The following is a 14,193-nucleotide window of genomic DNA, read 5'->3' on the forward strand; positions in this document are numbered from 1 at the left end:
TTAGTTATATCGTAATGTGAACAATTCCGCTATCTGTGAAGCAATTCCGGTTTCAGGTGACTTTTTTCTGTCAGGATTCACATTTCTGTAAGCAACAAGCTATAGATACATACTCTTTTGTGCTCTGCATCGAAAAAAGGACTCCTCTGATGATTAAGTTTAGTGCAACGCTTCTGGCGACGCTGATTGCAGCAAGCGTACAGGCGGCGACGATAGATCTGCGTATTCTGGAAACGACCGATCTGCACAGCAACATGATGGACTTCGATTACTACAAAGATACCCCGACGGAAAAATTCGGCCTGGTACGCACGGCAAGCCTGATCGATGCGGCGCGTGGCGAAGTGAAAAACAGCGTGCTGGTCGACAATGGCGACCTCATTCAGGGCAGTCCGCTCGGGGATTACATGGCGACCAGGGGGCTGAAAAAAGGCGAGATCCATCCTGTTTATAAAGCGATGAACACCCTGGACTATACCGTCGGCAACCTCGGTAACCACGAATTCAACTACGGTCTGACATACCTGCACGATGCGCTCGCCGGTGCGAAATTTCCGTACGTTAACGCCAATATCATCGACGTTAAGACGCAAAAGCCGCTCTTTACCCCTTACCTGATTAAAGAGACAAACGTCGTCGACCATGACGGTAAAAAACAGACGCTGAAAATCGGCTATATCGGCTTTGTGCCGCCGCAGATCATGACGTGGGATAAAGCCAACCTCGACGGTAAAGTGACCGTTAACGACATCACCGAAACCGCGCGGAAATACGTGCCGGAAATGCGCGAAAAAGGCGCCGATCTGGTGGTCGTTGTCGCCCACTCGGGTCTCTCCGCCGATCCGTATCAGGCCATGGCAGAAAACTCCGTTTACTATCTAAGTGAAGTCCCAGGCGTCGACGCGATCCTGTTCGGCCACGCCCACGCGGTCTTCCCGGGCAAAGATTTCGCCAGCATCAAAGGAGCGGACATTGAGAAAGGGACGCTCAACGGCGTGCCTTCGGTGATGCCGGGCATGTGGGGCGACCATCTTGGCGTGGTGGATCTGGTGCTGAATAACGACGGCGGCAGTTGGAAGGTGACGCAGTCAAAAGCCGAAGCGCGCCCGATTTACGACGCTGCGGCTAAAAAATCTCTGGCGGCGGAAGATAAAAAACTGGTCGACGTGCTGAAGCACGATCACGACGCCACGCGCGAATTCGTCAGCAAGCCGATCGGCAAATCCGCCGATAACATGTACAGCTTCCTGGCGCTGGTGCAGGACGACCCGACCGTTCAGGTCGTCAACATGGCGCAGAAAGCCTATGCGGAACACTTTGTGCAGGGCGATCCGGATCTGGCAAAACTGCCGGTCCTGTCAGCGGCTGCGCCATTCAAGGTGGGCGGGCGTAAGAACGACCCGGCAAGCTATGTTGAAGTCGAAAAGGGTCAGCTGACCTTCCGTAACGCCGCCGATCTCTACCTCTACCCGAACACGCTGGTGGTGGTAAAAGCGACGGGCCAGGAGGTGAAAGAGTGGCTGGAGTGCTCTGCCGGACAGTTTAACCAGATTGACCCGCACAGCAGTAAGCCGCAGTCGCTGATTAACTGGGACGGCTTCCGAACCTATAACTTCGACGTGATCGACGGCGTGAACTACCAGATTGACGTCACCCAGCCGGCGAAATATGACGGCGAGTGTCAGGCGCTCAACCTCCAGGCTGAGCGCATCAAAAACCTGACCTTCAACGGCAAGGCGATCGACCCGAATGCCACCTTCCTGGTGGTGACCAATAACTACCGCGCCTACGGCGGTAAGTTTGCCGGTACGGGAGATAGCCACATCGCCTTTGCCTCGCCGGACGAGAACCGCTCGGTGCTGGCGGCGTGGATCAGCGCGGAGTCGAAGAAGGCGGGCGAAATTCATCCGGCGGTGGACAACAACTGGCGACTCGCGCCGATCCACAGCGATACGAAACTGGATATCCGCATAGAAACGTCGCCGTCCGATAAGGCAGCCGCGTTTATCAAGGATAATGCCCAGTATCCGATGAAGAAGGTCGCAACGGATGATATCGGGTTCGCGATTTATCAGGTGGATTTGAGCAAGTAAAAACAAAACGGCAACATACGTTGCCGTTTTTCGTGTTTGTTCCCTCTCCCTATGGGAGAGGGGTCCTCAGTAATTTTCCAACTCGAAGCGATGAATATTTCTTCAGAAAAATTAATGAATTGCAGCGATGCCCTGGTCCGGCTGTAAATCGCCGAAGCGTTTCCGCAAGGCCGGGGCGAGGCGCAAGGATGCGCCGAGAGGGTGTGGCCTGCAGGGATGCAGGCTCATGCCCGACCCGATAGCCTGAAGGAATAAGCTGAGGGCACCGCGAAGCGGCGATTTACCGCCGGGAGCCCGGGTCGCCAGGGCGGCGGCGATTGAGCCGCCCTGGCACGTTCACAGGCCATGTCGTTACAGAGTAGCAAGGAACATAAAGTGAACGGAATGACCACCAGAGTTATATGTTCCCCCTCACCCCAGCCCTCTCCCTCAAGGGAGAGGGGGTCGCCCACGCAGGCATTAGGTCAGGGTGAAGACATCAGGCCGCGCGATCGTCCCGATTCGCCATCACCTTCGGGGTATTCACCTCAATCCAGTCCGCCAGCGCGGCGACTTTCTCGCTGACCTCAATCCCCATCGGCGTCAGGCTATACTCTACGTGCGGCGGCACCACCGGATACGACACGCGATCGACAAACCCGTCCTGCTCCAGCGCCTGGAGTGACTGGGACAGCATCTTTTCGCTCACCCCGCCCATTTTACGGCGCAGATCGCTAAAGCGATGCGTTCCCTGGCGCAGGGCCAGCAGAATCAGGACACCCCAGCGGCTGGTCACGTGTTTGAGCACCTCGCGTGAAGGGCACTGTTCCGCGAAAAGATTGCCATCGCGCATTTGTTCGCTGAGCGTCGGTATCGTTGTTTTCATACTTACCTTTTTGTACGTACTTACTAAAAGTTAGCTATGGTGCTAGTGTGCCACAACACCAGACAAACACGAAGGAGATTCATCATGATCGCGATTACCGGTGCTACCGGCCAGCTTGGCCATCTCGTTATCGAACAGCTGTTGAAAACCGTACCGGCCAGCCAGATTGTGGCCATCGTACGTAACCCGGCGAAAGCGCAGGCCTTAAGCCAGCAGGGAATTGTCGTTCGCCAGGCGGACTACACGGATGAAGCCGCATTCACCGCCGCGCTGAGCGGCGTGGATAAGCTGCTGCTGATCTCTTCCAGCGAAGTCGGCCAGCGCGCGACCCATCACCAGAACGTGATTAACGCCGCCAAAACGGCAGGCGTGAAATTTATCGCCTACACCAGCCTGCTGCATGCGGACAACTCACCGCTGGGTCTGCACGTTGAACACGTTGCCACTGAAAAAGCGCTGGCGGCGTCCGGCATCCCTTATGCCCTGCTGCGCAATGGCTGGTATACCGAAAACTACCTGGCGAGCGCGCCGCCTGCGCTGGAACACGGCGTGTTTATTGGTGCGGCAGGCGAAGGCAAAATTGCCTCTGCCACCCGCGCCGACTATGCCGCGGCGGCCGCCAAAGTGATTGCTGAAGAGGGCCACGCGAGCAAGGTCTACGAACTGGCGGGCGACCACGGCTGGACGCTGAGCGAACTGGCGGCTGAACTCAGCAAACAGAGCGGGAAGCCGGTAACCTATCAGAATCTCAGTGAAGCGGATTTTGCCGCCGCCCTGAAAAGCGTCGGCCTGCCTGCAGGGCTGGCAGATATGCTGGCGGACTCGGATGTGGGTGCGTCCAAAGGGGGACTCTTTGACGATAGCCATACGCTGAGCAAACTGATCGGGCGCGCAACGACGCCGCTGGCGCAGAGTATTAAAGCCATTCTTTAACAGTGTCACCGTTCTTTCCTGCGGCCGGGTGATTTCCCTTACCCGGCCCGCTCATATTTATTAATAATAAAAACAGATATAACGATTAAAAGTCCGGGTATTCTTTATCCGTCGCGTACGTTATCGGTTTTTCAAATCCGGGAATGGTGATGCCATTCATATCAATCTTAATATCTTCCTCATTTATCCCCTGCTGGCCGAAAAGATAAATGACATTGAGTTCACCCTGCGACGCAGCCTCGTCGTAGGCGTTAGCCTGACGTCGCACCTGCCGATTACGCTGCTGATAATCCGCAAACACCGCGTCCCCATAGCGTTTGCGCAACCATTGATGGGTAAGCTTTGGCGAGTAAACCACCCCCGTGGCATTATTACCGCCAAAGCCTTTTGAATTAATAAAGGCGATTTGTCCCTGGCCTTCCTCTAATTTGCAGTCCTGAAGAGGAATGGTTAAGCGCGCATTGTTCACCTGCGGCGCGATGTGGGACACGCTTTTAATTCCCGGCAAAATACCATAGCGGAAGACGCCGAGGCAGCTGATTAGCTGGTCGCCGCTGGCGGGGCCCAGAGAGTGACCGAGGTACGATTTCACCGCCGTCACCGGCCAGTCGCGAATCGAAAAGGCTTGCGCTACGCGGTCAAAAATATCGGCCTCGGAGACGCAATTCTTCGGCGTGCTTGAGCCGTGCGCCTGAATAAACGATCCCTTCTGCACCGTCTCTATCCCGGCCATCGATACCGCAGAGGCTACGGCTTTCGCCACGGTGATGTAATTCCCCGGCCCCGGTGACGCAATAGAGCGTTTAAAGCCGTCAGCGTTGATGAAGACATTCCCCACCGAACCGTGGATCTCTGCGCCAAGCTGCAGCGCCAGCTCGTCGTCCATTAGCACGACATACTGGCTGGATTCTGCGATAACAAAACCGCAGCTGTTGCCAAACGGGCGGCTGCTGTTGCGCCAGTCGGCCGTTTCCGTTTCATCAGTGTGCTTAAGCTTGCTCTCCGTTGCCAGGGCGCCCATGGCATCGAATCCTTCAATCACTTCTGAGGTGACCGGCGCTTCGGCGCTGCCAACGACGGCTACGCGAATGCGCCCCGCTTTGATATCTTCGACTGCCGCATTCAGGTTATACAGAAACGTGGCGCACGCCCCCAGCGTGGCGCTGGTATGACCGACGCTACCCAGCACATACGCATTGAGGAAATCGGCGCACATGCTGTTCAGGCCCAGCGGGCACTGTTTGGCGCTGGCGCGATGGCCTTTCAGGCGCGACTGCAGCATCCCGCCAAAGCCATAATCGTCGAGCTGCCCCATGATATTGCCCGAATAGACGCCGAGCTGATCCGGCGTGATTTTGTCCTGTATCTCTCGCCACGGGATCCCCAGGGCGTTGATGGCGTCTGACGCTCCGACAATCGCCATCTGTAACGCCCGCGGATGGAACTGTGAATTGTAATGATCGCCCGGACGGAATCCCTGCGGCAACAGCCCTGCAGCCTGAACCTCCGTGCGCAGCAACGCCTCAATTTTGCAGTCCATCTCTCCCTGAACGGTAATACGGACGCGCCGATCCGCTAATTCCTCAACGTGCCATCCCGCCGGTAAGGGTTGAGGTAATTGCCTGGCAGATATATTAAAACTGAATCCCTCTTCGCCTGAAGCCATATTCAATTTTGCATGGCTGGCAATAGCATCGACATCAAAATAGTCGCGCGTAATTTTTCTGATAAGGGTTCCCTCTAGCACCTCGTCTTTTATCCTCGCGGCAGCCTGAGCAGGTGTGAATCTTTTACCGGAAATATCGTAATGCCCACCTTCATCATATTTAAGGACGCCCATCAGGATGGCTAACGATAAAAAGGTATCCTGCTGTTCCTCTTCCGATAATGATTCAATAATCATTCGACGAAATGCATGATGTGAAGAACTACGACCAGCTGGACTATAGCCGCCAAAAGCCGTTATTACGGGTAATTTCACCATAATTTATTCTCTCGTGGTCGTGGATTTATTTTATTAAGCAAGTGCGATAATTTCAGATATTAGTTTACAAATCACCAACAAAAGCTAATATGAAAATCCAGCCAAAACGCTGACTTTTTTGGCCACGGCAACGATGAGCTACCAAAAATAATAGTCAAAACAGGTATTAATCAAAAATGACAAATACACAAATAGGATTTGTGTTATGTGAACGCATGCTAAGTTCCGGTCTCAGTCTTCCGATTGAAATGTGGAAAGCGGCAGCCAGTAGCTATTTAGCTGAGCAAAAAACAACATCCCACGCAGGCACGCACAAACCGGAGAAGTCGCCCTTCAGGCTCTGTCGCCCGGAGAATATTCTGAAGGTGAATACCATTGGCATAAACAGCGAGCCCATCCTGACGCACAGCGGCTTTAGCATTACCGCCGATACCACCCTTGCCGCAGACAGGCACTATGACGTGATCTATCTTCCTGCCCTGTGGCGCAATCCTCGCGCAGTGGTCAGACAGCCTGAGCTTCTGGAATGGCTGACCGAGCAGGCCGCGCGAGGAACCCGCATCGCCGCCGTCGGAACGGGCTGCTGTTTTCTGGCGGAGTCGGGATTGCTCAACGGAAAGCCTGCCACCACCCACTGGCACTACTTCAAACAATTCTCGCGCGACTACCCCAGCGTAAAATTACAGACAAAACATTTTCTCACTCAGGCCGATAATATTTTCTGCGCCGCAAGCGTTAAGGCCCTGTCAGATCTGACGATCCATTTTATAGAAACGATATACGGGAAACGTGTAGCCACCCATACTCAACGGACATTTTTCCATGAAATTCGTAGCCAGTTTGAACGTCAGTGTTACAGTGAAGAAAACAAACCCCATCCGGATGAAGATATTGTTCAAATTCAAATCTGGATAAAAGACAACTGCGCCTCGGATATATCCATGCAGAATCTTGCAGATATGGCTGGCATGAGTTTGCGCAACTTTAATCGCCGCTTTAAAAATGCCACCGACATGTCCCCACTGCAGTATTTATTAACCGCCAGAATTGAATCCGCCATGACAATGCTGCAATCCACCAATCTGTGTATTCAGGAGATTGCAAATGCGGTTGGATATCAGGATATTGCGCACTTTAATCGCCAGTTTAAGCATAAAACAACGGTTTCACCGGGGGATTACCGTAAGACCGTCCGGGCAAAGATGTTTAGTGCATAAATTCCGGTCATCTCTGATAATGAAAAGATGACCACGAGGAGGCTCAACGTGCAAGGCGTACCTGAACAGTTTAATGATGAAAGAGACAGCGCGCGCTTTCGCCATCTGGCGCAGCTGCCGGGCCTGGAGCTTTATCACGCGCATATTTCTGACTACGCCTTTGAGCCGCACACCCATGAAGCCTTCGGGATCGGCACGATTGAAACAGGTGCCGAACGCTTTCGCTATCGCGGTACCCAGCATCTCGCGGCGGAAAAATCCGTCGTCACCATGAACCCGGACGAGATCCATACCGGCGAATCCGCCACCGAAGGCGGCTGGCGCTACCGGATGGTCTATATCGAACCCGATCTGCTGGAAGAGGTGACCGGCCTCCGGCACTGGTGGTTTAGCGATGTCACGCGTCATGACCCGCTGCGCTCGCAGCAAATCGGCAGGCTGATTTACGGCTTGTGGCATACGGACGAGCCGCTTGCGCAAAAAGGATTACTGCTGGATCTGATTGAGACCTTCCAGCCGCTGGCCCATCACGCGCCGGTGATTCAGGAAGGCGCGCACCGCTTCGAACGCGTGCGCGAGTACCTGCACGACAACTACATGCACGCCCTGACGCTGGACGAGCTGGCCAGCGTCGTTTCGCTCAGCCCGTACCATTTCCAGCGCCAGTTCAAAGCCCATTTTCACGTTACGCCGCACCAGATGCTGATGGCCATTCGCCTCTGGCGCGCTAAAGCGTTCCTCACCCACGGCATGCCCGCCGCCGAAGTGGCAGCCGCGACCGGGCTGACCGACCAGTCCCATTTAACCCGCGCGTTTACCCGCCGCTACGGCATTACGCCCGTGCGCTACCAGAAGCAGGTCACCCGGCGCTAATGCGCAATCTCATACAATACGCGCGCATTTTCCCCTCCTACACTGCATGCAGCGTAAATACCTGTGGATGGAAAAATGATTAGTGGAGTGTTGTATGCCCTGCTGGCCGGGATGATGTGGGGGCTTATTTTTGTCGGCCCGCTGATCGTGCCCGAGTATCCGGCAATACTGCAGTCGACCGGACGCTATCTGGCGCTCGGGCTGATTGCTCTGCCCCTGGCGTGGCTGGGACGCGCGCGCTTGCGTCAGCTCAGCCGTCAGGACTGGGGCACCGCGCTGGCGCTGACCATGATGGGCAATCTTATCTACTACGTTTGCCTTGCGAGTGCCATTCAGCGTACCGGTGCGCCGGTATCTACCATGATTATCGGCACGCTGCCGGTCGTCATCCCCGTCTTTGCTAACCTGCTCTACAGCCACCGCGATGGCAAACTGGCGTGGTCAAAAATGGCGCCGGCGCTGGTATGCACCGCCGTGGGGCTGGTATGCGTCAATATTGCCGAGCTGCGTCACGGGCAGGCGGATGTTGACCTGTGGCGTTACGGTTCTGGCATTGTGCTGGCGTTCATTTCCGTGGCGTGCTGGGCATGGTATGCCCTGCGCAACGCGCGCTGGCTGCGGGAGAACCCGGACAAGCACCCGATGATGTGGGCGACGGCGCAGGCGCTGGTCACGCTGCCCGTCTCGCTGGTGGGCTATGCCGGGGCGTGCATCTGGTTAGGCCATCAACAGCCAGACTTCGCCCAACCCTTCGGGCCAAGACCGTGGGTGTTTATCGGCCTGATGGTTGCGATTGCGGTGCTGTGCTCATGGGTGGGCGCGCTGTGCTGGAATATTGCCAGCCAGAAGCTGCCGACGGTGATTTTAGGGCCGCTGATTGTCTTCGAAACCCTGGCCGGACTGCTTTATACCTTCCTGATGCGCCAGAGCGTACCGCCGCTATTCACGGCCTGCGGCATCGCGCTGCTGGTGGTGGGAGTGGTGATGGCGGTAAGAGCGAAGCCGGAAAAACCGAGGGTCGTTCCGGCGTCGGAGGCGTGATTTTTGCCGGGTGGCGGCTCCGCCTTACCCGGCCTACAAGAAGCCGTTTCGTAGGCCGGGTAAGGCGGAGCCGCCACCCGGCATGATGTTAAAACGTTTCCCAGTTCCCTTCAGACGCCGCCGCTACGGGCTGCGCTTTAGGTACATAGGTTTTCACCGGCGCCGCTTTGACCGCCTGGTTGCGGGTGATTTTGAACACCGCCACCGCTTCGTTCAGGCGTGCAGCCTGATCTTCCAGCGCCGCCGCCGCGGCCGCAGACTCTTCAACCAGCGAGGCGTTCTGCTGGGTCACGCGGTCCATCTCGGCTACCGCCTGGCCCACCTGGTCGATACCGCGGCTCTGCTCGTCAGAGGCCGAGGCAATTTCACCCATGATGTCCGTCACGCGGGTGACCGCATTGACGATCTCTGCCATCGTCTCCCCGGCTTCGTTAACCAGCTGGGAGCCCGCGTTCACGCGCTCGCCGGAATCATCGATCAGCGCTTTGATCTCTTTCGCCGCCTGGGCGCTGCGCTGGGCGAGAGTACGCACTTCTCCTGCCACCACCGCAAAACCACGGCCCTGCTCGCCTGCACGCGCCGCTTCCACCGCAGCGTTCAGCGCCAGGATGTTAGTCTGGAAGGCAATACCGTCGATTACGTTAGTAATTTGCGCGATTTTACTGGAGCTGGTGGCGATTTCGTCCATCGTACGCACCACGCCTTCAACCACGTTACCGCCCTTCTTCGCCGTAGAGGAGGCGTCCAGCGCCAGACGGGAAGCCTGACGCGCGTTATCGGCGTTCTGCTTCACGGTTGCCGTCAGCTGTTCCATGCTGGCTGCCGTCTCTTCCAGAGACGCGGCCTGCTGCTCGGTACGGGAAGAGAGGTCGTTGCTGCCGGCAGAAATTTCACCGGCACCGGTGTAGATGGTATCCGCACCTTCACGCACCACGCCCACGGTGTTCGCCAGCGAGGTCTGCATCTCCTGAACGTTGCGCGCCAGGATAGCCATTTCGTTCTTACCTTCAGCCTGAATCGGCTGGGTTAAATCCCCCGCCGCAATGGCGCGAATATGGTTAATCACCTCTTCCAGAGGCAGCAGCAGCACGCGGCGCATGGCTACCCAGCTGGAGATAATCACCACAATCACCAGCAGCATAACCGCAGAGAGGATCCACAGGATGCGCCTGTAGTCGCTTTCATTGTCCTGGATGCCTTTATCGGTAAGCGTTGCCTGCGCTTCACGCCATTCACGGTAAACCGCCTGCATCGCGGTCTGCTTTTGCTCCGCGTTCTGCTTGAACATGTCTTCCAGATTGCCCTGGCTCAGCAGAACGTTCATTTGCGTCAGCGTTGAGGAGTAAATGCGGTACTGCTCTTCCAGACGCTTGGCCAGGTTCTCGTCCAGGCCCGGCGTATTTGGCAAGGCATAGTATTTATCGTAATGGACCTGCGCATCGGCGAGCAGATTTTTCGCCGTGTTGACCAGCTCATTGAGCTGCCCACCGTTAATCTGAGAGGCCATGCTGCTTTGCAGACGCAGCATCCCGCGGTTCAGCGTCACGCGCGCCTGGTTCAGACTGATCCACGCATCGGTAAACTCCGCCACGTTCTTGCTGGAGAGCTGCGACACGGTGAAATTGTCTTTATCGTTATTCAGCGCGTTGATAAAGATACCCGCGGAAATCACTTGCATGATGCCGAGCACAAGCAGCACCGAAATCAGAAGGGTAATGACTTTTATACGTTTAAACATGCGTTGCCTTTGTTATATGCAGGTTTGTCTGACGTGGATATATCGGCAGGCGCGGCGGGTTGTTTACTGTTTCTACACCTTTAAAAAGTTTCTAAACCACTTTCCTAAGTCCATTCAGAGAGTTAAACGGGGTATTTTTTTGTGATCTGCATCCCACTTTCCCCCTTCCCTCTAAAGGGTTATAGCGCTGGCTTAAAGATGCATTTAATATACATCTTATATTATTGATGACGAGGTAACTGCTATGGCCTTTCGCGACCAACCCCTTGGCGAGCTGGCGCTCTCCATTCCTCGCGCTTCTGCGCTGTTCCGTAAATACGATATGGATTACTGCTGCGGCGGTAAGCAAACCCTGGCGCGTGCGGCCTCACGCAAGGAACTGGACGTTGAGGTGATTGAAGCAGAGCTGGCGCAGCTGGCCGGGCAGCCCGTCGACAAAGACTGGCGAACCGCCCCGCTCGCTGAAATCATCGACCATATCATCGTGCGATACCATGACCGTCACCGTGAACAGCTGCCGGAACTGATCCTGCAGGCGACCAAAGTTGAGCGCGTACATGCCGACAAACCTTCCGTACCGCGCGGTCTGGCGAAATACCTGACCCTGCTGCACGAAGAGCTTTCCAGCCACATGATGAAAGAAGAGCAGATCCTCTTCCCGATGATTAAACAGGGAATGGGAAGCCAGGCGATGGGGCCTATCAGCGTGATGGAAAGCGAACACGATGACGCGGGTGAACTGCTGGAAGTAATCAAACACACCACCCACAACGTCACGCCGCCGCCAGAAGCGTGCACAACGTGGAAAGCGATGTACAACGGCATTAACGAGATGATTGACGACCTGATGGAACACATCAGTCTTGAGAACAACGTTCTGTTCCCGCGGGCATTAGCTGGGGAATAAAAAAGGCCGCTGCGGCCTGATGCCCTCACCCCGGCCCTCTCCCACGGGGAGAGGGTGCAAAAACTAAAAACGGCAACCGAAGTTGCCGTTTTGCTTTTACCTTACGCCTGCCATACGTTTCTTACCGATAAACACCCAGCCCAGCCCCAGCGCGATAAACCACAGCGGCGTGACGATGAGTGCCTGACGGGTATCATCTTCCAGCGTCAGCAGAACCAGCACGAAGACGAAGAACGCCATGCACACCCAGCACATCAGCTTGCCCAGCGGCATCTTGTAGATCGATTTTTCATGCAGGTGCGGGCGCTGCTTGCGGTACACCAGGTATGAACAGAGGATGATGGTCCAGACGAACATAAACAGGATCGCTGAGACCGTGGTGATCATGGTGAACGCGCCAATCACGCTTGGGTTCACGTAGAGCATCACCACGCCGCCCAGCAGGCACATGCAGGAGAAGGTCAACCCTTTTGCCGGTACCGCGCGCTTCGACAGCTTGGCGAACGCGCTCGGCGCCACGCCTTCCTGCGCCAGACCAAACAGCATACGGCTGGTGGAGAATACGCCGCTGTTGGCAGACGAGGCAGCAGAGGTCAGCACCACGAAGTTAATCAGGCTCGCGGCAGCAGGCAGGCCTACCAGCACGAACAGCTCAACGAACGGGCTCTTGGTTGGCACCACGGAGCTCCACGGCGTCACGGACATAATGACGATCAGCGCGAAGACGTAGAACATGATGATACGCAGCGGAATAGAGTTAATCGCGCGCGGGAGAGACTTCTCGGGATCTTTGGTCTCCGCTGCCGTCGTGCCCACCAGCTCAATGCCCACGAAAGCAAAAACCGCGATCTGGAAGCCGGCAAAGAAGCCGCTAATGCCTTTCGGGAACCAGCCGCCGTCATTCCACAGATGGGTAAACGACGCCTGAACGCCCGTTGGCGACTGGAAGTGGGTGAGCACCATCACCAGACCCACGACGATAAGCCCGACAATCGCCACGATTTTGATCATCGCGAACCAGAACTCCATCTCACCGAACATTTTAACGGTGGCGAGGTTAAGACTCAGCAGCAGAACAATGACCGCCAGCGAGGCGACCCAGTCCGACAGCCCCGGGAACCAGAACTGCGCGTAGGCGGTAATCGCCACGACGTCCGCCATACCGGTGACGACCCAGCAGAACCAGTAGGTCCAGCCGGTAAAATAGCCCGCCCACGGCCCGAGCAGGTCAGAAGCGAAGTCGCTAAAGGATTTGTATTCGAGGTTCGAGAGCAGCAGTTCACCCATTGCACGCATCACGAAGAAGAGCATAAAACCGATGATCATATAAACGAATATGATCGACGGCCCGGCGAGACTGATGGTTTTGCCTGACCCCATAAACAGCCCGGTACCGATGGCACCCCCAATCGCAATGAGCTGAATATGACGGTTAGTGAGATTGCGCCGTAGCGACTGTTCAGACGACGCCTCTTCGTCGGCGACGACTTTGACCTGATCTACCATGTGATATTTTCCTGTTTATGCCTGTCTGTGTTGTTAAGGCTCTTCTGGCCTTTAAATACGTCAAAAGATGACGTTCCCTTGTAAGGGCTAATCGATATTAGGTAAGAATCGGCGGGATGAATACTATGATTTAGATATTATGTTAATAATATGTTGAAAGTGAGTGTCATATCACTCATACAGCGCGAAACAGCTCACAAAAATACACGCAACAGTTTCGTTTGCAAGATAAAATGTTGATAGCACCGTAACTATAGGTTTTTACACTATTTTCCTCTCCCCAACCGGGGAGAGGAAATAAGAAAATTCGATTACAGAATTTCCAGCAGCTCGACTTCAAAGACCAGGGTGCTGAATGGCGGGATGGACGCGCCAGCGCCGCGCTCGCCGTAGGCCAGGTTATGCGGGATAGTCAGTTCCCATTTGGAACCGACCGGCATCAGGGTCAGAGCTTCGATCCAGCCTGCGATCACGCCGTTGACCGGGAATTCAGCCGGTTCGCCGCGCGCCACGGAGCTGTCGAACACGGTACCGTCGATCAGCTTACCGGTGTAATGCACGCGAACGTGGTCGGTACGCGCCGGGATTGCGCCGTCGCCCTGATTGATCACGCGGAACTGCAGACCAGACTCGGTGCTGTTCACGCCTTCACGCTCGCGGTTCTCTTCCAGATATTTCACACCTTCGGCCGCCATCTCTTCGAAGCGCGCGCGACGCACGGCGTCAGCACGTTCGTGGATTTCACGCAGCGCACGGTGCACAACGTCTACCGGAACGGCAGGCTGTTTGCCTTCCAGCGCGTCAGCGATACCCGCCACCAGCGCTTCAGGTAACAGACCTTCCAGGCCGGATTCGCTCAGCTGCTGTCCTACCTGCAAGCCGATACCGTAACTTGCCTGCGCTTCGATAGTGTCAAAAGTCGGGGTGGTCATGGGTTTTCCTTCCATCACATTTAAAGTAGCGGGCAGCATATCAGCCATGCCCTTATGGGTAAAACTTTGTCTGAAGTTAAGGTGACAAACCGCGACGAAACAGA

The 14,193-nt window shown here is 55.6% G+C and carries 11 protein-coding genes; 6 read left to right on the forward strand and 5 right to left on the reverse strand.

Annotated elements, in window-relative coordinates; all coding sequences use genetic code 11:
• The first annotated feature begins 149 nt into the window (after nucleotides 1–149).
• Nucleotides 150–2,093 carry a bifunctional 2',3'-cyclic-nucleotide 2'-phosphodiesterase/3'-nucleotidase gene (locus tag ACWKXN_RS19055; protein ID WP_454544146.1) on the forward strand — a complete coding sequence of 648 codons (1,944 nt, stop codon included), beginning with the start codon at nucleotides 150–152 and terminating at the stop codon, nucleotides 2,091–2,093.
• A gap of 478 nt (nucleotides 2,094–2,571) precedes the next feature.
• On the opposite strand, the gene ACWKXN_RS19060 is transcribed toward ACWKXN_RS19055, so the two are convergent.
• The gene (locus tag ACWKXN_RS19060; protein ID WP_023331869.1) at nucleotides 2,572–2,958 is read right to left on the reverse strand and encodes a winged helix-turn-helix transcriptional regulator; all 387 of its coding nucleotides are present in this window, start codon (nucleotides 2,956–2,958) and stop codon (nucleotides 2,572–2,574) included.
• 84 nt (nucleotides 2,959–3,042) lie between these two features.
• Here ACWKXN_RS19060 and ACWKXN_RS19065 point away from each other — a divergent pair, with 84 nt between their 5' ends.
• Nucleotides 3,043–3,891: an SDR family oxidoreductase gene (locus tag ACWKXN_RS19065; RefSeq protein ID WP_454544147.1), complete on the forward strand. Its 849-nt coding sequence runs from the start codon at nucleotides 3,043–3,045 to the stop codon at nucleotides 3,889–3,891.
• Nucleotides 3,892–3,976: 85 nt separating this feature from the next.
• Here ACWKXN_RS19065 and ACWKXN_RS19070 read toward each other — a convergent pair whose 3' ends face one another.
• Nucleotides 3,977–5,431: a beta-ketoacyl synthase gene (locus ACWKXN_RS19070; protein ID WP_454544148.1), complete on the reverse strand. Its 1,455-nt coding sequence runs from the start codon at nucleotides 5,429–5,431 to the stop codon at nucleotides 3,977–3,979.
• Between the two features lie 620 nt (nucleotides 5,432–6,051).
• On the opposite strand from ACWKXN_RS19070, the gene ACWKXN_RS19075 reads away from it, so the two are divergent.
• From ACWKXN_RS19075 to ACWKXN_RS19085, 3 genes are all read left to right on the forward strand, one after another.
• Nucleotides 6,052–7,092 (forward strand): GlxA family transcriptional regulator, encoded by a 1,041-nt coding sequence (locus ACWKXN_RS19075; protein ID WP_454544149.1) that lies wholly within the window; start codon nucleotides 6,052–6,054, stop codon nucleotides 7,090–7,092.
• Nucleotides 7,093–7,140: 48 nt separating this feature from the next.
• Nucleotides 7,141–7,965 (forward strand): AraC family transcriptional regulator, encoded by an 825-nt coding sequence (locus tag ACWKXN_RS19080; RefSeq protein WP_182931466.1) that lies wholly within the window; start codon nucleotides 7,141–7,143, stop codon nucleotides 7,963–7,965.
• 75 nt (nucleotides 7,966–8,040) lie between these two features.
• On the forward strand, nucleotides 8,041–9,006 hold the full coding sequence (locus tag ACWKXN_RS19085) for a DMT family transporter (protein WP_182931465.1): 966 nt from the start codon (nucleotides 8,041–8,043) through the stop codon (nucleotides 9,004–9,006).
• An 88-nt stretch (nucleotides 9,007–9,094) separates the two neighbouring features.
• Here ACWKXN_RS19085 and ACWKXN_RS19090 read toward each other — a convergent pair whose 3' ends face one another.
• Complete coding sequence (locus ACWKXN_RS19090) at nucleotides 9,095–10,744, reverse strand: methyl-accepting chemotaxis protein (RefSeq protein ID WP_045888470.1); 1,650 nt, start codon at nucleotides 10,742–10,744, stop codon at nucleotides 9,095–9,097.
• Nucleotides 10,745–10,988: 244 nt separating this feature from the next.
• On the opposite strand from ACWKXN_RS19090, the gene ytfE reads away from it, so the two are divergent.
• Entirely contained in the window at nucleotides 10,989–11,651 is a 663-nt protein-coding gene (gene ytfE / locus ACWKXN_RS19095) for an iron-sulfur cluster repair protein YtfE (protein WP_033144474.1), read from the forward strand.
• A gap of 96 nt (nucleotides 11,652–11,747) precedes the next feature.
• Here ytfE and cycA read toward each other — a convergent pair whose 3' ends face one another.
• Nucleotides 11,748–13,157, reverse strand: coding sequence for a D-serine/D-alanine/glycine transporter (gene cycA, locus ACWKXN_RS19100; RefSeq protein WP_048977313.1), 1,410 nt, complete (start codon nucleotides 13,155–13,157; stop codon nucleotides 11,748–11,750).
• A gap of 311 nt (nucleotides 13,158–13,468) precedes the next feature.
• On the reverse strand, nucleotides 13,469–14,089 hold the full coding sequence (gene fklB / locus ACWKXN_RS19105) for an FKBP-type peptidyl-prolyl cis-trans isomerase (protein ID WP_008502892.1): 621 nt from the start codon (nucleotides 14,087–14,089) through the stop codon (nucleotides 13,469–13,471).
• Nucleotides 14,090–14,193: the final 104 nt, after the last annotated feature.

It is taken from the genome of Enterobacter sp. UPMP2060 (genome assembly GCF_053709655.1).

Coding starts and splice junctions, on each gene's coding strand:
- ACWKXN_RS19065 (WP_454544147.1), top strand. CDS start 3,043: ATGATCGCGATTACCGGTGCTACCGGCCAGCTTGGCCATCTCGTTATC.
- ACWKXN_RS19090 (WP_045888470.1), bottom strand. CDS start 10,744: ATGTTTAAACGTATAAAAGTCATTACCCTTCTGATTTCGGTGCTGCTT.
- ACWKXN_RS19055 (WP_454544146.1), top strand. CDS start 150: ATGATTAAGTTTAGTGCAACGCTTCTGGCGACGCTGATTGCAGCAAGC.
- ACWKXN_RS19085 (WP_182931465.1), top strand. CDS start 8,041: ATGATTAGTGGAGTGTTGTATGCCCTGCTGGCCGGGATGATGTGGGGG.
- fklB (WP_008502892.1), bottom strand. CDS start 14,089: ATGACCACCCCGACTTTTGACACTATCGAAGCGCAGGCAAGTTACGGT.
- ACWKXN_RS19070 (WP_454544148.1), bottom strand. CDS start 5,431: ATGGACTGCAAAATTGAGGCGTTGCTGCGCACGGAGGTTCAGGCTGCA.
- ytfE (WP_033144474.1), top strand. CDS start 10,989: ATGGCCTTTCGCGACCAACCCCTTGGCGAGCTGGCGCTCTCCATTCCT.
- cycA (WP_048977313.1), bottom strand. CDS start 13,157: ATGGTAGATCAGGTCAAAGTCGTCGCCGACGAAGAGGCGTCGTCTGAA.
- ACWKXN_RS19075 (WP_454544149.1), top strand. CDS start 6,052: ATGACAAATACACAAATAGGATTTGTGTTATGTGAACGCATGCTAAGT.
- ACWKXN_RS19060 (WP_023331869.1), bottom strand. CDS start 2,958: ATGAAAACAACGATACCGACGCTCAGCGAACAAATGCGCGATGGCAAT.